This window comes from Aureimonas sp. Leaf427 (assembly GCF_001425485.1).
Taxonomy (GTDB): domain Bacteria; phylum Pseudomonadota; class Alphaproteobacteria; order Rhizobiales; family Rhizobiaceae; genus Plantimonas.
In genome coordinates this window covers 221,578-240,237 of record NZ_LMQW01000043.1, presented here as the reverse complement: position 1 = coordinate 240,237, position 18,660 = coordinate 221,578, and the positions used below count along the sequence as shown (strand labels likewise).

The following is an 18,660-nucleotide window of genomic DNA, read 5'->3' as shown; positions in this document are numbered from 1 at the left end:
CCCGTGTCCGACGCGCTACGCAGAGCGTAGCGGCAGCAGGTGTTCGAAGATCGGGGCCACGCGGGCTCCGATGGCATCGACCGCAGCCTCGACGTCCGAGCCGGGTTCCTCTCCGAGCGACGCCGCGATCCGCATCGCGAGCCCCATCGGCAGTTCCGCCGAGCCGTGGACGTTGGCCGGGCCGAGCCGCATCGCCTGCAGCACGCGCGTATAGGCCTGAACAGCCGCGTGCAGCACGGAGGCGGATGGATCACGCGGCGCAGCGGAGGAAGCTTCGAACGCGTCCAGAACCTCCGCCGTCGGCCGGCCCATTAGGTCGGGCGGCACGAGGCCGGCCAAGACGGCCCACTGGGCGATGAACTCCAGATCGACCAGCCCGCCCGCGCGAAACTTCACGTCGAGCGGCCCGCGCCCGGGCTTTTCCTCCGCGATCCGCGCGCGCATGGCGGACACGTCGGCGGCGATCGTCTCGGGCTCGTCCTGCCGCGCCGCGATCGCCGCGCGCATCGCGTCGCGCGCCGCCTCGCCGAGGGCCGGATCGCCCGCGATCTGGCGAGCCCGCGTCAAGGCCATGCGCTCCCAGGTGCGCGCCTCGCCGCGCTGATACTTGCGGAAGGCTTCGATATGGGTCGCCAGCGGCCCCTTGTTGCCCGAGGGGCGCAGGCGGAAGTCGACCTCGTAGAGCACGCCCTCGCCCATCGGCGCCGTCAGCGCGGCGATCAGGCGCTGGGTCAGGCGCGAATAGTAGAGCGCCGGCGCCAGCGGCCTCTCCCCATCGGACGCCTCGGCCTCCTCCGCATGGTCGTAGAGCAGGAGGAGATCGACGTCGGAGCCGGCGGTCAGCTCGTAGCTTCCAAGGCGCCCCATGCCGAACAGCACTAGCCGCCCCTCCGGCACGCGGCCGTGGCGACTCTCGAACTCCGAAACGACGGCGGCGAGGGCCGCGGCGATGACCACGTCGGCGATCGCCGTATAGGCGGCGCCGGCCGCCTCGCCCTCGATCGCACCCGAGAGAAGACGCGCGCCGACGAGGAACTGCTGCTCGGACGCGAAGATGCGAAGGCGCACCAAGCGGTCCTCGTAGTTCGACGCATCGTCGAGAAAGGCGTCGAGGCGACGGGCAAGCAGCTCTTCGTCGACGCCCTCGGCGAAAAAGGCGGGATCGAGCAGCGCATCGAAGACGTGCGGACGGCGCGCGAGCGTGTCGGAAAGGCGGGGCGCGGCGGTGATGATGAGGGCGAGAAGGTCGAGGATGCGCGGGTTGGAGGCGATCAGCGCGAAGAACTGAAGGCCGGAGGGCAGGCGCGCCAGGAACGTGTCGAAGGACGCGACCGCTCCATCGGGATCGCGCCCCCTGACCAGGGCGCCGAGAAGCGCCGGCAGAACGCGCACGAGATGGGTGCGCGTCGCCTCGGCGCGCGTCGCGCGATAGCGCCCGGCGCCCCAGACGCGCAGAATGCGCAGGACATCGGCCGGCCGCGAGAAGCCGAGATCGGCGAGCGCCGTCTCGGCGGCATCGTCCTCGCCGGAGAGGAGAAGGCGGCCGAGCCGGGCCTCGTCGTCGGCCTCCTCGCCGCGCCCCGCGAAAAGGCCGGCAAAGCTGCGCTCGACGAATTCGAGCCGCCGGCTGAGCTCCTGCGAGAAGGCGCCGAGATCGGGCAGGCCGAGAAGCCGGGCGATCCGAAGAAGCCCGGCTTCGTCCTCGGGCAGCGTGTGGCTCTGCTCGTCGGCGACCATCTGGATCGCGTGCTCCACGCGGCGCAGGAACCAGTAGGCCTCCGTTAGGTCTCGCGCCGTATCGCCGGAGATCCAGCCGCCCGAGGCCAGCGCCTCCAGCGTCTCGTCGGTGCGCCGCAGGCGAAGCGCCGGATTGCGGCCGCCGGCGATGAGCTGCTGGGTCTGGGCGAAGAACTCGACCTCGCGGATGCCCCCCGGCCCGAGCTTTACATTGTGCCCGGCCACCGCGATTCCCTCGAAGCCGCGATGCCGGTCGATCCGCTCCTTCATCGACTGGATCTCGGCGATGGAGGCGAAATCCAGATATTTCCGCCAGACGAAGGGCGTCATCTCGTCGATGAAGGCGGCGGCGGCCTGCTCGTCGCCCGCGATGCAGCGCGCCTTGATCATGGCAGCGCGCTCCCAGTTGCGCCCGCTGCTCTCGTAATAGGTGATGGCCGCCGGCACGGGGATGGCGAGCGGCATGGCGCCGGGATCGGGCCGCAGGCGCAGGTCCGTGCGGAAGACGTAGCCCTCGCCGGTTCGCTCCCCGATGATGCGCACGATCTTCTTGATCAGCCGCGAGAAGGTCTCGACGCCCTCGTCGGGATCGACGAGCGCCGGACAGTCCGGATCGAAGAAGACGATGAGGTCGATGTCGCTGGAATAGTTCAGCTCGAAGCCGCCGAGCTTGCCCATCCCGAGCACGAAGAGGCCGCAGCCGGTCTCGGGGTTCGCGGGATCGGGCAGATGCAGCTTGCCCCGCGCCTGAAGCTCGCGGAGACCGAAGCGAAGGCCGGCGCGGACCGAGGCTTCGGCGAGATCCGAGAGAAGGCGCGTCGTCTCCGCGGGATGGGCGGCGCCGAAAAGATCGCGCAGCGCCAGAAGCAGCGAGACCTCCGCCTTGGCAAGCCGCAGCCGGGCCATCAGCGCCGTCTCGCTCTCGCCCTCGATCGGCAGCGCGCCGAGGCTCGAGATCACCTCGCAGACACGATCCCCGGCACCGGTCTCGAAGAGCCGCTCCAGCCAGTCGGGATGAGCGAGAGCGAGATCGCGAAGGTAGGAGGAGAGGTCGAGGACGGCGCCGAGACGCGTCCGATCCGGGTGGGCCGTCTGCAGGAATTCGGCGAGGCGCACGGCTTCCGCGTCGAGCGCCTTGGCCTGCAGATCGCGAAGAAGAACCTCCGCCCGCGATGCGTCGAGCGCAAGGAGTTCGGCGCCGCCGCCGATCCTAGGCCCTTGCGGCTCCTTCCGGGATGCCATCTTCGGCAACGTCTCCATCCCTGCCCTCGCCCGCTCTTGCCTCCGCACCCTGCCCGTCGGCTCCCCGCCCGTCCATGGGCAAGTCGAGCACGACGCGCAGACCGGGCTCGGCATCCTCCAGGATCAGCTGCCCGCCATGCAGCCGCGCGACCGCCTGAACCAGCGAGAGGCCGAGGCCGGAACCGGGCTTGGTACGGCTTTCGTCCAGCCGGTAGAAGCGTTCGAGCACGCGCATGTGCTTGTCGGAGGGAATGCCCGGCCCGTTGTCGGCGATGAAGAGACGGCAATGGTCGCCGCGACGCTCCAGTCCCGCCGTGATCACGATCTCCCGGCCGTCGACGGGCGCATATTTCAGCGCGTTGTCGATGAGGTTGGAGAGCGCCTGCCCGATCAGCTCGCGGCTGACATGGGCGACGACGGGCCCGCCCGCCTCCACGACGAAGCGCGCGCCCGCGTCCTCCGCCACCGGCTCGTAGAGCTCGGCGACCTCGGCGACGATGGCGGAGAGATCGACGTCGGTCTTCTCCGCCGGATGGAAGCCGGCATCGACGCGGCTGATCATCAGGAGCGCGTCGAAGGTGCGGATCATCTGATCGGCCTCCGCGATGTTGCTCTCCAGCGCCGGGCGCGGGTCATCGCCTCTCGTGGCGTCGCGGAGCGCGGCTTCCGCCCGGTTGCGCAGGCGTGTCAGCGGCGTCTTCAGATCATGCGCGATGTTGTCGGAGACCTGCCGCTGGCCCTCCTGGAGAAGCGCGATGCGGGCGAGCAGCGTGTTGAGATTGGCGGACAGCCGGTCGAACTCGTCCCCCGCACCCGTCACGGGAAGCCGCTCGTTGAGATCGCCGCCGAGAATGCGCGCGCTCGCCGCCGACATCTGGTCCAGCCGCTGCAAGGCGCGGCGCCCGACGAAGAGCCAGGCGAAGAGCGCGCCGGCGCTCATCAGCGCGAGGGCGAGGATCAGCGCACGCCGGACGATGAGGCGGAAGCGCTCCTGCTCCGTCTGGTCGCGCCCGACGAGGACGCGCATCCCGTTCGGCAGGTTCACGACCTCGGCCAGCGCCAGATGATAGCGGTCCTGAACGTCGTCGGTGAAGCGCTCGTAGCCGAAGGCCTCCTTGGTGAAGCCGGCATCGTCGAGAATGCCGGGCTCCAGGCTCTCGACATTTCCGGCCAGGATGCGCCCGCTCGGATCGGTGACGAGATAGAGCGAGGCGCCCGGCTGGCGCGCTCGGCGGTCGATCGAGCGCACCAGCCCGACGATGCCGGCATTGCGATAGATCCGGCCGAGCTCCTCGATCTCCTCGGTGATCGTCTCGCGGCTCTGCGTCTCGAGGATCGTCGCCGCCGTCGCGGTCACGTAGACGACGAGGATCACGGCGAAGATCGCGAACAGCGCGAGATAGATGGCAGAGAGACGCACCGCCGTCATGCGCAGGAGGGACCGCAGGCGATTCATGCGTCGAACGCCCGCACGCTCAGTCGCCGGCGCGCATGATGTAGCCGGAGCCCCGGACGGTGTGGAGCAGCGGGGCATTGAATTCGCGCTCGATCTTGGAGCGGAGGCGCGAGATATGGACGTCGATGACATTGGTCTGCGGGTCGAAGTGGTAGTCCCAGACGTTTTCGAGAAGCATGGTGCGCGTGACGACCTGTCCCGCATGCTTCATCAGATATTCGAGCAGCCGGAACTCGCGCGGCTGCAGGACGATCGGCTTTCCCCCGCGCTTCACCTCGTGCGACAGGCGGTCGAGTTCGAGATCGCCGACCTTGTACTGCGTCTCGACATCCTTGCCGCCGCGCCGGCGCCCGAGAACCTCGATACGGGCGAGAAGCTCGGAAAAGGCGTAGGGCTTGGCGAGATAGTCGTCGCCGCCGGCGCGAAGCCCGGTCACGCGGTCGTCCACCTGCCCGAGGGCGGAGAGGATGAGCACGGGCACGCCGTTGCCTTTCTCGCGCAGGCCCGCGACGACGGAGAGCCCGTCGCGCTCGGGCAGCATGCGGTCCACTACCAGCACGTCGTAGTCGCGCGTCGTGGCCATATGAAATCCGGCCTCGCCGTCCAGCGCCTGGTCGGTGACGTGCCCGGCCTCCTTCAGCGCCTTCACCAGATAGGCAGCGGCCTCCCGGTCGTCTTCGATGATGAGGATTCTCATGGCTTCGGATGTAGCGGATTTCGCGGCTTCGGCCATCATATTCGGATCTCCTGACACGCGAGAGGGGACGTGAAAACGGCGGCGGATCGCTGAGATCCGCCGCCGCGCGAAAGGTCGAGGCCGGCGAGAGGGTCGCGGCCGAAACCGCGTACCCCCTCGCGAACGGAGACGATCAGCCCTTGGCGACGGGCAGCGCGACGAAGCGGTTCTGCTCGCCGGTGCGCAGCTGGAAGAGCGCGGCCTTGCGGCCGGACTTCGAGGCGTCCTTCAGAGCCGTCTCCACATCGCGCTGCGTCTTCACATCCTTACCGTTGACGGAGACGATGACGTCGCCCGCCGAAACGCCCTTGTCGGCGGCCGAGGAGGACGGATCGACATCCGTGACGACGACGCCCGCGCCATCGTCCGACGGCGTCAGGGTCAGCCCGTAGCCGGACAGGGCGGAGGGATCGACCGGTGCGCCGGACTGACCCGAGGCGGAGGCCGACTCGTCGAGCGTGGCGAGATCGCCCAGCGTGACCTTCACGTTGGAGGCCTTATTAGCCCGCCAGATCGTCACGTCGATCCCGACGCCCGGCGCGTACTCGGCGACCTTACGAGCGAGTTCGCGCGGCCCGGCCACCGTCTCGCCGTTGATCGCGGTGATGACGTCGCCGGTCTGGATGCCCGCCTTCGTCGCTGGCGTGTCGCTGTCGGGCAGCGTCACGATGGCGCCCTGGTCGCTGGACAGACCGACGGCCTCGGCGATGTCGTCCGTCACCGGCGCGATCTGCACGCCGAGCCAGCCGCGCTGCACATTACCCTTGTCGCGCAGGGACTGCACGACCGTCTTCGCGGTCGACGCCGGAATGGCGAAGGCGATACCTACATTGCCGCCGGAGGGCGAGAAGATCGCGGTGTTGACGCCAATGACCTTGCCGTTCAGGTCGAAGGCCGGGCCGCCGGAATTGCCGCGATTGACCGCCGCGTCGATCTGCAGGAAGTCGTCGTAGGGACCGGCGCCGATATCACGGCCACGCGCCGAGATAATGCCCGCCGTCACCGAACCGCCGAGGCCGAAGGGATTGCCGACGGCCACGACCCACTCGCCGACGCGCGCCTTCGAGTCGTCGCCGAACTCGACATAGGCGAACTTCTGGTTCTTGGCGTCGACCTTCAGAACCGCCAGATCCGTGCGCTTGTCGGTGCCGATCAGGCGCGCCTCGTATTCCTTGCCGTCGTCCATGACGATGGTGAAGTTCTCGCCGTCCTCGACGACGTGATTGTTGGTGACGAGGTAGCCGTCATCCGAGACGAAGAAGCCGGAGCCCTGCGCCATCGCCTGCTTGCTATCGCGGCGCGGCTGGCCGTTGCGCGGCGTCGCCTGTCCGCCACGGGGGCCGTTCGGGCTCTCGAAGAAGCGGCGCATCGGATGGTCTTCGGGAAGGTTCTCGAAGGGGTTGTCGCCGAGGCCGCTCGACTGGACCTGCGCCATCTTCTCCTTGACGCGCACGGAGACGACGGCGGGCGACACCTTCTCGACGACGTCGGCAAAGCCGAAATTCTGGCTCGGCGCCTGAACCGTCACCGGCTCGGCATAGCTCGGAACCGTGTTGCTCATCACGCCGCCGGTGATGACCGATCCGGCGACGCCGGCCGCGAGCGCGGCCGCGAAGAGACGGTTGCGCTTGGGAGACTGAGTGGACTGGGCCATGGATCTTCTCTTCCCTCGTTGATCGCAGATCCCGCCGGCTTCCTCGATAAGCCGTTTGCGGAACCTCGCGTAAATCACCGGGCGGAGGAGCTTCGTCCGCCGCCGACAGGAGGGAAGATAGGGAGTACCAACTTACGGGACCCCTTCAGGGCCGTGAAATGTTGGTAAGGTTGGGAAGGCCGAAGCCGAAGGCGGAATCCCGCATCTGGCGGTCGCCGTCAGCAGGGAGACGGGCGCAGCAACATCTTGGGTGAAACCGGGCGGCGCGCTCGTCTCGAGCAGGGGCACGATGTCCGACCCGGCTCAGGCCGTCAGAGGCCTTTTTCGCGCAGGGCCGCCTCAACGGCGCGCTCTTCCTCGGCCGTCAGTTCGGCCGCCGGACGATCGGTCCGCCGCCGCCGCGCGGAGACGAGAGCGAAGAGGCCGCCGGCCAGGATGAGGACGACCGGGGTCGCCCAGAGAAGCGCGGTCCCGGCGGAAAGCCGCGGACGCAGGAGCACGAACTCACCATAGCGCGCGACGATGTAATCGACGACCTGACCATCGCTGTCGCCGGCCTCGAGCCGCTCGCGAACGAGAACGCGGAGGTCCCGCGCGAGGTCCGCATCGGAATCGTCGATCGACTGGTTCTGGCAGACGAGGCAGCGAAGACCAGCCGACAGCGCCCGCGCCCGCCGCTCCAGGTCGGCATCCGCCAGAACCTCGTTCGGCTGGACGGCATAAGCCGATGCACCGATGCCCGTCAGCCTGTCGACCGGCAACGGCCCCGAAACGGGCAGGAGCATCAGCCCGCCCGCCACGAGCAGGATTTCGCGCAACCGGCTCATGCGGCGGCCGGATCCGCCGGCGCCACGGCCCGGCGGCGCGAGCGCGCGGGCGCCCCGACGCGCAGCCGACGATCGGCCAGCGAGATCGTGCCGCCCGCCGCCATCGCGAGAGCGCCGATCCAGATCAGCGTGATCAGGGGCTTGCCCCAGAGGCGTACGACCACGGCCCCATCCGGCGAGGTGTCGCCGATCGCGATGTAAAGCTGGCTGAAGCCATGGGTGTGAATGCCGGCCTCCGTCGTCGGCATCTGCCGCGCGGGATAGAAGCGCTTGGAGCTTTCCATCTCGCCCTTTGCGACGCCGCCCTGCATCAGCGTGAACCGCCCGACCTCCTCGCTGAAGTTGGAGCCCTGACGCGGGCTCATCCCGTCGAAGCGAACCTGATAGCCGCCGGCATCGCGCACCTCGCCCGGCCGCATCGCCGTGACGAGCTCCGTCTGGAAGGCGGAGGTGGAGATGACGCCGAGCACGGTGAGGCCGAGGCCGGCATGCGCGAGCGCCGTGCCGAAGGCCGAGCGCGGCAGACCCGCGAGCCGCCGCAGCGCGACGGCGGGCGAGACCTTCGGCAAGCCGGCGCGCCCGGCCAGATCGACCACCGCCCCCGCGAGCAGCCAGACGGCGAGACCGAAGCCGAGCGCCGCCAGGATGCGCGTGCCGGAGGTGAAGGCCAGTGTGCCGACGACCGCCACGAGCGCGAGGCCGAAGGCGAAGTAGAGACGCTGCGCCGCGCCGTAGAGATCGCCCCGCTTCCAGGCGAGCAGCGGCCCGAAGGGCACGGCCATGAGAAGGGGGACCATCAGCGGCCCGAAGGTCAGATCGAAGAAGGGCGCGCCGACGGAAATCTTCTCGCCCGTGACGACCTCGAGCACCAGCGGGTAGAGCGTGCCGGTCAGAACGGTGGCGCAGGCGGTCGTGAGGAAGAGGTTGTTGAAGACCAACGCCCCCTCGCGGCTGATCGGCGCAAAGAGCCCGCCGGATTCCAGCGTGCCCGCCCGGATGGCGAAGAGCGCCAGCGATCCGCCGATGAACAGGATGAGGATGGCGAGGATGAAGACGCCGCGCGTCGGGTCCGTGGCGAAGGCGTGGACAGACGTCAGCACGCCCGATCGCACGATGAACGTGCCGAGCAGCGAGAGCGAGAAGGTGAGGATCGCCAGGAGCACGGTCCAGATCTTCAAAGCGGAGCGCTTCTCCATGACGACGGCCGAATGCAGCAGCGCCGTGCCGGACAGCCAGGGCATGAAGGAGGCGTTCTCGACCGGGTCCCAGAACCACCAGCCGCCCCAGCCGAGCTCGTAATAGGCCCAGTAGGAGCCCATCGCGATGCCGAGCGTCAGGAAGACCCAGGCGAGCAGCGTCCAAGGCCGCACCCAGCGCGCCCAGGCCGCGTCGATCCGCCCGTCGATGAGGGCGGCGACCGCGAAGGAGAAGGAGATGGAGAAGCCGACATAGCCGAGATAGAGCATCGGCGGATGGATCGCGAGGCCGATATCCTGGAGGATCGGGTTGAGATCCTGCCCCTCGAAGGGCGCGGGATCGAGCCGCTGGAACGGGTTCGACGTGATCAGGATGAAGGCGAGGAAGGCCGTCGTGATCCAGGCCTGAACGCCCAACACATTGGCCTTGAGGCTTGCCGGCAGATCGCGCCCGAACAGGGCGACGAGGGCGCCGAAGAGCGCCAGGATCAGCACCCAGAGGAGCATCGAGCCCTCGTGATTGCCCCAGACACCGGTAATGCGGAACAGAAGGGGCTTGGCCGAATGCGAGTTGGCGAAGACGTTGAGGACCGAGAAGTCCGAGGTGACGTAGGCCGTCGTCAGGCAGCCGAAGGCGAAGGCGAGGAGCGCGAAGCTCGCGACAGCCGTCGAGCGTCCGGTCTCCATCAGCCGGAGGTCGGCCATCCGTGCGCCGACCACAGGCAGGATCGACTGGACGATGGCGGTCGCGAGCGCCAGGATCAGCGCGTAATGGCCGAGTTCGACGATCACGAGCCGGCCCCCGTCGAAACGGGCATCGGCGCCGGCTGCATCGTGTTCGACGCCGCCTTGGGCTTGCCGTCCTCCCAGAGACCGCGCTCCTTCAGATCGTCCACGACCTCTTTGGGCATATAGGTCTCGTCATGCTTGGCGAGCACGGTGTCGGCGACGAAGACATGGTCGGGGCCGAGCGTGCCCTCGGCGACGATTCCCTGCTCCTCGCGGAAGAGATCGGGCAGGATTCCCTCGTAGACGACGACGACGCTCTCCACCGAATCCGTCACGCGAAAGCGCACCGTGCTGGCCGCGCCCCGGTCCAGCGAGCCCTTCTCGACCAGCCCGCCCAGGCGAATCCGCTGCAACGGGCCGGGGGTCTTGGTCACGAGATCGGTCGGCGAATTGAAGTAGGCGATGCCGTCGGACACAGCCGAGAGGACGAGCCCGACGGCGCAGGCGATCACACCGAGAATGGCACCGATCGATGTCAGCCGCTTCTGCTTGCGCGTCATGGAGAAATCCAGATCCCGGTCATTGCATGGTCGACGGCGGCGGTGTGCCGATACCGAGCCCGGCGGCGAAGGCTTCGATGTCGCGGCGCTCCGCCGTCCCCTCGGCGAACACGGCGGATGCCTCGGCAAAGGCGCCGCGCGCCCGGTCGCCGTCGCCCAGAACCGTATAGGACTGCATCAGCCGCTTCCAACCTTCGGCGTCATTGGGGGCGGATTTCAGGCGGTCGGCCAATTGCGACACCATGCCTTGAATCATCGCCAGACGATCCGCCTGCGGCATGGCCGCGGCCGCCGCCACATCCTCCGGGGCGGGCCCGGGCTGGCCGGGCGCCTGAACCGGTGCAGGCCCGGGACCACCGGCGAGCCGCTTCTCGGCATCGTCGATCGCAAGCTGCGCGATCTCCAGCCAGGGCGCGCCGGGCGGGCTCTTGGCGACGAGATCGCGCCAGGCGGGCGCGGCTTCCGCGAACCGGTTTTCCTGCGAAAGATCGAGCGCCAGGAAGAACTTCGCCGGAAGGAAGTCGGGATTGAGCGCCAGCGCCCTCTGGAAGCTGGCCTTGGCCTCGTCCGTCACCTCGCCGGAGGCGAGTTGGACGAGCGCCTCGCCCCGGGTCGCCTCGCGTTCCGGCGTCGCGCCGAGCAGGCGGATGGCCTCGCTGACGGCGCGAACCGCATCCTCGGGGCGCCCGCTGCGCAGATAGATCGGGGCGAGCATGTCCCAGCCGGCGCCGTCATCGGGCTTGGCGCGAAGCTTCGCCTCGACCTGCGCGACCAGCGTCGGCAGATCGGCCATTGCGGGGTCGACCGCCAGACGCGCGGCCAGCGGCCGGTCGGGAAGCGCCGGCGAGCCATAGGTCACGTAACCGTAGAGGCTGGCTGCAGGAACGCCGAGGCCGACCGCGAAGACGGATGCCGCCAGGGCGGCTCGATGTCTTGGAAAGGCGGCCGTCGTCTCGGCGGCGGACGCCTTCAGGAGCCGACGTCCGATTTCCGCTCTGGCCACCGCCGCGTCCTCCGCCGCGATCGCGCCGCGCTTGAGATCGGCATCGAGTTCGCGAAGCTGGGCGGCATAGATTTCGGCGTCGTGCTCGGCGCGCGCAGGCGCCTCAGCCGGGCTTTTCCGCAGGATCGGAAAGAGAACGGATGCGACGACGACGACGGTCAGAAGGCCAGCGATGATCCAGAACAGCATTGATTTCCAGTCTAGCGGGTCCAAGCGGCCTCTGCCACCCGGACATCTCGCGCCCGCCCTATCAGGACCGATCCGGCATCGCCAGACAAGTCGCCGTCAGGCGACCGGCCTCCAGAACCCGTCCTCGCTCCGGCAGGCCGTGCCGACCGTCTTGGCCTCGCGCCCGTCGCGAAGGACCGTCTGCGAATAGCCGCGGCAGTCCTGGGAACCGACGCGATAAAGCTGCGTCGGAACCACCGTTCCCTTGAGGCTTCCCGCCTCCCAGGCGACGGGCTGCCCGGCCGGCATGAACTGAAGCGCCTGATACTCCGCATCCAGCGCCCGGTTGCGTGCGTCGCTCGACAGGCGCTGCTTCTTGTCGCGCCCGATCAGGCCGTCTCCGAGCGCCATGGCGCCGGCGGAGGCAGGAGCGGCGGAGGAGAGGCCGAACGTATCGCGGGTCGTCGAAAGGCAGCCGGCGAGAAGCGGCAGCATCAGGATCGGCAGGCAAGCCCTCAGGAGGCGTCTTCTCATCGGTCGGTCCCATCAGGCGCATCTGCCGTTCCGGCGGCGAAACGGTTATCCGTCGAGGACTCGGAATGCGTCGACGAACGCATCCATACTAGGAAGTCTGTGGATCGAGGACCAGAGGAAGAACGAGCGTTGCGCACAGACCGCCGAGGTCGGAGCGCGAAAGTTTTAGCGTCCCGCGATATTCCTGTGCCGTGTCGCTGACGATGGAAAGGCCGAGACCGCTGCCCGGCACGGTCTCGTCGAGCCGCCGTCCCCGCTTCAGCGCCTCCAGGATCTCGGTCTCGCCAAGGCCCGGCCCGTCGTCGTCGATGCTGAGGCGAAACGTGCCGTCGCCGAGCGGCGCGACCGCGATCCGAATGCGGCCCCGCGTCCATTTCGCCGCGTTTTCGAGGAGGTTGCCGACCATTTCCTCGAAGTCCTGCCGCTCGCCCGCGAAGACGATGGACCGGCCCTCCAGTCCCGCCAGATCGAACCGGATCTTCGGGTTCAGCTTCACGAGAACGCGGATCAGCCGCTCGAGCGCGGGCGCGACGGGCGTGCGAAAGACGATGCCTTCGCTCTGCGCCGCGATCCGCGCCCGATCCAGATAGTGCTGGACCTGAAACCGCATCCGCTCACCCTGCTCCGCGAAGAGCCGCCCCTTCTCGCCGCCCAGCGCCTCCGCCTCGTTCATCAGAACGGCGACGGGCGTCTTCAGCGAATGGGCGAGATTGCCGACCTGCGTGCGCGCCCGCTCCACGATCCGCCGGTTGTTGTCGATCAGCGCGTTCAGTTCGACGGTCAGCGGGCGGATTTCGAGCGGAAAGGCGCCGACCAGTTGCTCGGCGCGCCCCGCCCGCACCTCGCCCAGCGCCCGGCGCACGCCGGTCAGCGGCTTCAGGCCGTAGAGGATCGCGAATGCGTTGATCAGGATCGAGCCGAGCCCGAAGAGCGAAAGATAGAAGGCGAGCGTCCGGTCGAACTGCGCGATGTCGGCCTCGACGAGGCTCGCATTTCCCATCACGCGGAACCGCGCGATGTGATTGTCCTGATCGAGAACGATCTCGGTCTCGACGATCCGCAGCGTCTCGCCCTCCAGCCCCTTCGCCTCGTAGTCCCGCCTGTACTGGGCATCGAAGGGCAGCGCGGATGTCGGAGGCGAGGCGATGTCGGCCGGCCCGAGCGAGATCGAGGCGAGCCGACCTTGCGTGTTCTCGCTCGCCGGCAGAACCTCCCAGTACCAGCCGGACAGTGGCTGCGAATAGCGCAGGTCGCCGAGATCGGGCGAGCCCGAGACGTTCCCCTCGGGCGAGACCGAGACGACGTTCACGATGTTGTAGAGTTGCGCGACCAGCAGTTCCTCGAAGCCGCGCGACGCCGTCCGGGCGTAGAGGGTCGAGATGAGGCCGCCCACGACGACCAGCCCCGTCAGAGCCCAGAGGCTGGAAAAGGCGATGACCCGGACCGCAAGGCTCTCACGCGCCCGGCGTATCATCGGGGATCCTATAGCCAAGCCCGCGAACGGTTTCGATGAGGTCGAGGCCGATCTTGCGGCGAAGACGACCGACGAAGACCTCGATCGTGTTGGAATCGCGGTCGAAATCCTGGTCGTAGAGGTGCTCGATCAGCTCCGTCCGCGAGACGATCTCGCCGGCATGGTGCATCAGATAGGAGAGCAGCCGGTATTCGTGCGAGGTGAGCTTCAGCGCCGTCCCGTTGACCGTCGCCTTGGAGGCCTTGGTGTCCAGCCGCAGCGGCCCGCAATGGATCTCGGAGGATGCGTGCCCCGCCGCACGCCGGATCAGCGCGCGAACCCGCGCCAGCACCTCTTCGATGTGGAAGGGCTTCGTCACGTAGTCGTCGGCGCCGGCGTCGATTCCGGCGACTTTGTCGCTCCATCGGTCGCGCGCCGTTAGGATGAGCACCGGCATGGTGCGCCCGTCGCGCCGCCAGCGTTCGAGCACGCTGATCCCGTCCATCGACGGCAGTCCGACATCCAGCACGACCGCGTCGTAAGGTTCGGTATCGCCGAGGAAATGGCCCTCCTCGCCATCCAGGGCCTTGTCCACGACATAGCCGGCGCCCTGCAGCGCCTCGGTCAGCTGCCGGTTGAGGTTCGGGTCGTCCTCGACGATCAGGATGCGCATGGAGCCGGTCTGCCCTTCCTCGCGAGCCGCCTGCGGGAGCGCAGGACCATCGGCGCTTCGCGGATCATTGCGGCAGGGTTAGGGTGCGCTTGCGCGGTCGCTCCCCGCCTTCGCCGGGAACGAGCACGGTCACGATGCAGACCGTGCGCCCGCCCTGCTCGCGGCTGGAGACGGACAGAACCTGCCCGCCCGTCTGCGCCGCCGCCTCCGCCGCGGCCGCCGAGCAGTCGGCGTCGGCCATGCGAACGCCGTCGACGCGCTCCCGCGGAGCCGCCTCGCGTCTCTCCTCGCTCCAACTCGCGAAGGGCGAAGCAGAGGCGAAGCGAAACTCGGCGGAGGCCGGAAACCCGGTGAGGACCGCTCCCGCAAGCGCCGTTGCGGCGAGGGCCATCGCGATCGGACGTCTCTTGAAGAGGGCGCGGTGGCTCATGGGTGATCCAGCTATCGAACTCCCTCCGTTCTAGCGGCTCTGCTCTGAATGTCGAATGAATGGAGCCGGAGCGGCGCGGGATGTGAAGCGCCGCTCCAGGCCCGTCAGGCGATCGGCTTCACCGCTTCCAGGCGCCCGACGATGGCGACGATCGCCCCGATTGCGGCCGCGGCCTGCGACAGCGCGATCGTCAGCTCGCTCCCCGTCGCCGCGTCGAGCTCGATGCCGACGAGCCCTCCGAGCGCCGCGACAAGCGCGACGATCCCGCCCCAGATGGTCTTCGACCGATACCAGCTCTTCACATCGTCCATGAAACGTCTCCTTCTCCTGGGTGAACGAACCGCCTGGCACAAAGGCCGGGCGCATCAGGCCGGGCGCCGGAACAGCGCCCGCCGCGCCAGACCCGCTCCGGCCGTCAGGCTGAACTGACAAGCCTCGACCGAGATGCTCGCCGGCAGCCCGCCGAAGGCGGCCTGCTGATCGGCCGCCGAAACCCTCGCCCTCGGCTCGGCGGTCTCGACCGTCAGCGCCGCGCCGCCGATCGACAAGCGTATGCGATAGCGCTCGATCTCCTCGCCCAGCGGCACGTCGATCCCCTCCCATCCGTCGCCGCCCGTTCGGGTGCGCCGGACAAAGCCGAGGGACAGCGCCCCATCCGCTTCGAACCGACCCGTCAGGTGAACCGGGGATAGCGGCAGCGCCGCCCGGCCGCCGAGCGTCAGCCCGCCCAGCCGGACCACGGCGGGATCGTCGAGCGCCTGCCCCGCCGGCACGATCCGCCAGTCGAGTTCGCGGCCGAACTCGTTGCCGGCGAGATCGAGCCCCGTCGTCGATCCGTCGAGCAACACGAAGTCCGCACCCGGCTCCGCTCCGCTGGCCATCGCGTCCTCCGTTCCGCCCTGCGCCCGCAAGAGGCGGCCGAGACGAAAGCGGCCCGGCGCGATCTCCTCGGCATCCTGAAACTGCAGGACTTCGAGGCCGCCGTTTCGGCAGCGCACCGCGCAAAGATTTTCCCCTGCCAGCAGCGCTTCACCGGTGACGCTCGACAGCGATCCTCTGAAGAGATCGACGAGAACCCGATGCCCGCGATCGATCAGGCCTTCCGGCCCGGGCGCCAGTTCGCCCGCCAGCACACCCATCGTCGCCGGCGCAAGGGCGAGAGCCGCCGTCCGAAACGCTCCGCCGGGCACGGCGACCTCGGCGCGCACGGGCACATAGGGCCGCGCGTGAACGGCAAGGCGCGGCGCGGCGGCCGGGGTCGCGGCCCCCAGCAGCGGCAGGTCGAGAAACACCGCGACCGGCCGCGACACGGGCACCGGCCCCTTCGGCACCGGAGCCGGCGCAACGCCTCGCTCGTCGCTTGCCTCGCGAGCGGCGTCCGCGATGCGCCGCGCCTCGATACGCCGCGTCTCGCCATCCTCGATGCGGGTGATCAGGAAGCGGCCGGGCACAGCGCCGAGTCCGACGACGTCGCCGGGCTCCAGTCCGATCTCGGTCGGCGAGGCCGAGAAGCGGATCGTGTCGCGCCCATCCGCCTCCCGCGCCAGGACGGCCGAAGCGAAACGCCGCGCCTCCCCCTCGTCGAGGATGACCGGCAGCTCGATCGTCGTCTTGCGGGGATGGGCCTCGCGCGAACGCAGGGCCTCCGCCGCAGCCGATTGATAGGCTCGCGCCGGATCGCTGTAGCCGACGACGACCTCCTCGGCCGTCTCGCTATCCTCCATCCGCCGCTGTTCAATCAGCGACCCGTCCCCGGTCTCCTCGGCCAGCACGTCGAGTTGCCGCGAGATCGCGGCTCGGTCGAGCGAGGTGAAGACGAGACGCCCGCCGCTCGCATGCGCCGAAATCGCGCAGAGCCGCATCAGCTCCTCCAGCTCCGCCCGCGCCGAGCCGGGACCCGAGACGAGATAGCCGCCGACCAGAGCATCCACGCGCGACGTGTCGACCTCGGTGAACCCGTGCTCGGCGAGAAGCCGGCGGATGAGCTCGGACACCGGCGCACGCCCCAGCCGCCCGGTCAGCCAGTGGCCGCGCCGCCAGTTGGCCCCGTCGCTCCAGATGTCGGCCCGCTCGGGAAAGGCCGGATAGGGCCGCGTGTCCCAGGTCCAGACATGCACGCCCGACGGCTCGACCATCCGCCCGCCATAGACCGGCGAGATCGGGTTTCCTGCGTCCTGGAATTCCGGCTGAGCCGGGTCCCAGTGACGCAGATGCGCGGAGAGAAACCGCCGCTGCATCAGGTCGTCGGGCGTGCCGGTCGAGAAATGCGGCGCGAGGCTCTCGGAGGATTTCGGATCGAGGAAGACGTTCGGTTGGTTCGCGCCCTTGTCGATCGCGGGGCAGCCGAGTTCGGTGAACCAGATCGGCTTGCCCGAGGGCACCCAGGCCGTCGCCCCGCCCGTTTCGACGCCGCCGCGCCGCTCCACATGCGGATGGCGCCACCAGTCGAGGATATCCTTCGGCCGGAAGACCCAGGGCTTGCCGGCTGCCCCGTCGGTGATGGGCGTGCGCCGCCGCGCCTGCCGGTCCGCCTCCGAGGCATAGAACCAGTCGGCATATTCGCCGCCGGCCACTCCGCGGCCGAGAGCACCGAGATCGTGGGGCGTCTCCGCGCCATCCGGGCTCGCCCCGCCCGCATCCTCGATCCGCCAGTCGGAGAGCGGAAGATAGTTGTCGATCCCCACCATGTCGATCGCGGGATGGGCCCAGAGCGGATCGAGATTGTAGAAGAGATCGCCCGATCCATCCGCCGGCCGATAGCCGAAATACTCGCTCCAATCCGCCGCATAGGTGATCTTCGTATCGGGCAGGAGCGCCTTCACCTCCGCCGCCAGCGCCATCAGCGCCGACACGAAGGGAAAGGCGCCCGTCTCGTCGCGAAGCCGCGTCAGCCCGCGCAGTTCCGAGGCGATGACGAAGGCATCCACCCCGCCCGCGGCCAGCGCCAGATGGGCCTGATGCAGCACCATGCGCCTGAGGCTCCACTCCGCCGGCCCCTGATAAGTGATGGTATCGCCCGCGACGGCGTAGTCCCGCGCCGCCACCTTCCCGACGAAGCGCTCGACCGCCGTCCGCGCGCCGGCCGTGCGATCCGATCCCCGCTCGACCGTCATGCGTCCGCGCCAGGGATAGGCGGCCTGTTCCGGTCCGCCATAAGGGTCCGGCAGTGCGTTTCCGGCCGGCACGTCCATCAGCAGAAACGGATAGAGCGTCACCTTCAGGCCGCGCGCCTTCAGATCGCGGATGGCGCGGATCACGCCCCGGTCGCTCGGCGTACCGCCATAGGCCGGACCGCCGCCGGACCAGCTGATCCGATGTCCGCCCGCGCGCGCCGTCCCGCCGACGCGCCACGTCTCGCTTTCGTTGCGCTGCGCCGCCTCGACGCCCGGCCGAACCTCGCAAGAGCCCGCGCGAAGATCCGTCCCGAACCAGCCGACGACCAGCGCCGCCCGCTCCAGCCGGGGACAGAGGCTCTGCAATTCGTCGAGCGAGCCCTCGAAGTCGCTCGGCGCATGGCGCACCGTCCGATTCACGATCCGGTCCTCGCCCGGCCGCAGCGTCTCGCGCACGGCCAGCGGATCGAGCCCGTGCTCGCTCGCGCCGGGAATGATGGTGATCGCTCGGATTTCGCCTTCGAGATCGCCCACCGGCCGGATCACCTCGCAGGCGATCTGCGGAATGCGGTTGCCGAAGCTCTCCAGTGCCAGACGCTCGAAGACGATATAGGCAAGGCCCCGATAGGCGGGCGCCAGACCCGCGCCCTGCTTGGCTTCGATCAGCGGATCGGGCATCTGCGCGGCGTCGCCGCGGTGGACGCGATAGGTCAGGTTCGAGAGATCGAGCTCCTCTCCGTCGGCCCACACCCGCCGGATACCCGCGATCGGCCCCTCGCAAAGCCCGATCGCGACATTGCCGAAATAGCTGTAGGTCGTCGTCTCCGTCTTTGGCTGGCTCCCTCCGCCCTTGCCGCCCGAGCGCTCGGTCTGGCTCGTCTCCTCGAAGCGCGTCGCCCAGATGACCTGCCCCGCGATCCGCGCCGTCCCGTAGAGCCGGGCGATGCCGCCGCCCTCGTCCGCGTCGAGAAGACGCGAGGCGCCGAGGCGCGGCCCCTCCACGCGCCTCGTGCCCGGCCCGAAGAGGCGGCTGTCGATGGCAGCACCGCCCAGCGCCCCGAGCGCCCGGCCCGCCATGGCACCGAACGGCCCACCGAGCAGACCGCCGACGACACCGCCCGCCGCCTGGAGAAGGATCGTCGCCATGGC

General features: G+C 69.1%; 14 protein-coding genes. All 14 read right to left on the bottom strand.

Annotated features, from left to right (window positions below; all coding sequences use genetic code 11):
* Positions 1-15 precede the first annotated feature (15 nt).
* The gene (locus tag ASG62_RS18975) at positions 16-2,979 is read right to left on the bottom strand and encodes a bifunctional [glutamine synthetase] adenylyltransferase/[glutamine synthetase]-adenylyl-L-tyrosine phosphorylase (RefSeq protein WP_057180554.1); all 2,964 of its coding nucleotides are present in this window, start codon (positions 2,977-2,979) and stop codon (positions 16-18) included.
* Positions 2,948-4,435: an ATP-binding protein gene (locus ASG62_RS18970; protein ID WP_082537386.1), complete on the bottom strand. Its 1,488-nt coding sequence runs from the start codon at positions 4,433-4,435 to the stop codon at positions 2,948-2,950. The genes ASG62_RS18975 and ASG62_RS18970 overlap by 32 nt, the downstream gene beginning before the upstream one ends.
* Positions 4,436-4,454: 19 nt before the next feature.
* Entirely contained in the window at positions 4,455-5,132 is a 678-nt protein-coding gene (locus ASG62_RS18965) for a response regulator transcription factor (RefSeq protein ID WP_056697401.1), read from the bottom strand.
* Between the two features lie 172 nt (positions 5,133-5,304).
* On the bottom strand, positions 5,305-6,825 hold the full coding sequence (locus ASG62_RS18960) for a Do family serine endopeptidase (protein WP_056697178.1): 1,521 nt from the start codon (positions 6,823-6,825) through the stop codon (positions 5,305-5,307).
* A gap of 311 nt (positions 6,826-7,136) precedes the next feature.
* On the bottom strand, positions 7,137-7,610 hold the full coding sequence (locus ASG62_RS18955) for a cytochrome c-type biogenesis protein CcmH (RefSeq protein WP_056697398.1): 474 nt from the start codon (positions 7,608-7,610) through the stop codon (positions 7,137-7,139).
* Positions 7,611-7,648: 38 nt separating this feature from the next.
* Complete coding sequence (locus ASG62_RS18950; protein WP_056697176.1) at positions 7,649-9,640, bottom strand: heme lyase CcmF/NrfE family subunit; 1,992 nt, start codon at positions 9,638-9,640, stop codon at positions 7,649-7,651.
* Positions 9,637-10,137 carry a cytochrome c maturation protein CcmE gene (ccmE, locus tag ASG62_RS18945; protein ID WP_056697174.1) on the bottom strand — a complete coding sequence of 167 codons (501 nt, stop codon included), beginning with the start codon at positions 10,135-10,137 and terminating at the stop codon, positions 9,637-9,639. The genes ASG62_RS18950 and ccmE overlap by 4 nt, the downstream gene beginning before the upstream one ends.
* Positions 10,138-10,156: 19 nt before the next feature.
* Complete coding sequence (ccmI, locus tag ASG62_RS18940; RefSeq protein WP_056697172.1) at positions 10,157-11,329, bottom strand: c-type cytochrome biogenesis protein CcmI; 1,173 nt, start codon at positions 11,327-11,329, stop codon at positions 10,157-10,159.
* A gap of 96 nt (positions 11,330-11,425) precedes the next feature.
* Positions 11,426-11,842: a hypothetical protein gene (locus ASG62_RS18935; protein WP_156382250.1), complete on the bottom strand. Its 417-nt coding sequence runs from the start codon at positions 11,840-11,842 to the stop codon at positions 11,426-11,428.
* 88 nt (positions 11,843-11,930) lie between these two features.
* Positions 11,931-13,316 (bottom strand): ATP-binding protein, encoded by a 1,386-nt coding sequence (locus ASG62_RS18930; protein WP_056697168.1) that lies wholly within the window; start codon positions 13,314-13,316, stop codon positions 11,931-11,933.
* Positions 13,297-13,968 (bottom strand): response regulator transcription factor, encoded by a 672-nt coding sequence (locus tag ASG62_RS18925; protein ID WP_056697166.1) that lies wholly within the window; start codon positions 13,966-13,968, stop codon positions 13,297-13,299. Before ASG62_RS18925 ends, ASG62_RS18930 begins: the two co-directional genes overlap by 20 nt.
* Before the next feature lie 64 nt (positions 13,969-14,032).
* Positions 14,033-14,398, bottom strand: a complete 366-nt coding sequence (locus ASG62_RS18920; RefSeq protein ID WP_056697163.1) for a hypothetical protein — start codon at positions 14,396-14,398, stop codon at positions 14,033-14,035.
* Positions 14,399-14,502: 104 nt separating this feature from the next.
* On the bottom strand, positions 14,503-14,709 hold the full coding sequence (locus tag ASG62_RS18915) for a hypothetical protein (protein ID WP_056697161.1): 207 nt from the start codon (positions 14,707-14,709) through the stop codon (positions 14,503-14,505).
* 54 nt (positions 14,710-14,763) lie between these two features.
* Positions 14,764-18,657 (bottom strand): glycoside hydrolase/phage tail family protein, encoded by a 3,894-nt coding sequence (locus ASG62_RS18910; protein WP_056697160.1) that lies wholly within the window; start codon positions 18,655-18,657, stop codon positions 14,764-14,766.
* Positions 18,658-18,660 lie beyond the last annotated feature (3 nt).

What these genes read in the sequence shown, in the direction of transcription:
- ASG62_RS18975 (WP_057180554.1), bottom strand. Translation starts at nt 2,979, where the DNA reads ATGGCATCCCGGAAGGAGCCGCAAGGGCCTAGGATCGGCGGCGGCGCC.
- ASG62_RS18970 (WP_082537386.1), bottom strand. Translation starts at nt 4,435, where the DNA reads ATGAATCGCCTGCGGTCCCTCCTGCGCATGACGGCGGTGCGTCTCTCT.
- ASG62_RS18965 (WP_056697401.1), bottom strand. Translation starts at nt 5,132, where the DNA reads ATGAGAATCCTCATCATCGAAGACGACCGGGAGGCCGCTGCCTATCTG.
- ASG62_RS18960 (WP_056697178.1), bottom strand. Translation starts at nt 6,825, where the DNA reads ATGGCCCAGTCCACTCAGTCTCCCAAGCGCAACCGTCTCTTCGCGGCC.
- ASG62_RS18955 (WP_056697398.1), bottom strand. Translation starts at nt 7,610, where the DNA reads ATGCTCCTGCCCGTTTCGGGGCCGTTGCCGGTCGACAGGCTGACGGGC.
- ccmE (WP_056697174.1), bottom strand. Translation starts at nt 10,137, where the DNA reads ATGACGCGCAAGCAGAAGCGGCTGACATCGATCGGTGCCATTCTCGGT.
- ccmI (WP_056697172.1), bottom strand. Translation starts at nt 11,329, where the DNA reads ATGCTGTTCTGGATCATCGCTGGCCTTCTGACCGTCGTCGTCGTCGCA.
- ASG62_RS18935 (WP_156382250.1), bottom strand. Translation starts at nt 11,842, where the DNA reads ATGAGAAGACGCCTCCTGAGGGCTTGCCTGCCGATCCTGATGCTGCCG.
- ASG62_RS18930 (WP_056697168.1), bottom strand. Translation starts at nt 13,316, where the DNA reads ATGATACGCCGGGCGCGTGAGAGCCTTGCGGTCCGGGTCATCGCCTTT.
- ASG62_RS18925 (WP_056697166.1), bottom strand. Translation starts at nt 13,968, where the DNA reads ATGCGCATCCTGATCGTCGAGGACGACCCGAACCTCAACCGGCAGCTG.
- ASG62_RS18920 (WP_056697163.1), bottom strand. Translation starts at nt 14,398, where the DNA reads ATGAGCCACCGCGCCCTCTTCAAGAGACGTCCGATCGCGATGGCCCTC.
- ASG62_RS18915 (WP_056697161.1), bottom strand. Translation starts at nt 14,709, where the DNA reads ATGGACGATGTGAAGAGCTGGTATCGGTCGAAGACCATCTGGGGCGGG.
- ASG62_RS18910 (WP_056697160.1), bottom strand. Translation starts at nt 18,657, where the DNA reads ATGGCGACGATCCTTCTCCAGGCGGCGGGCGGTGTCGTCGGCGGTCTG.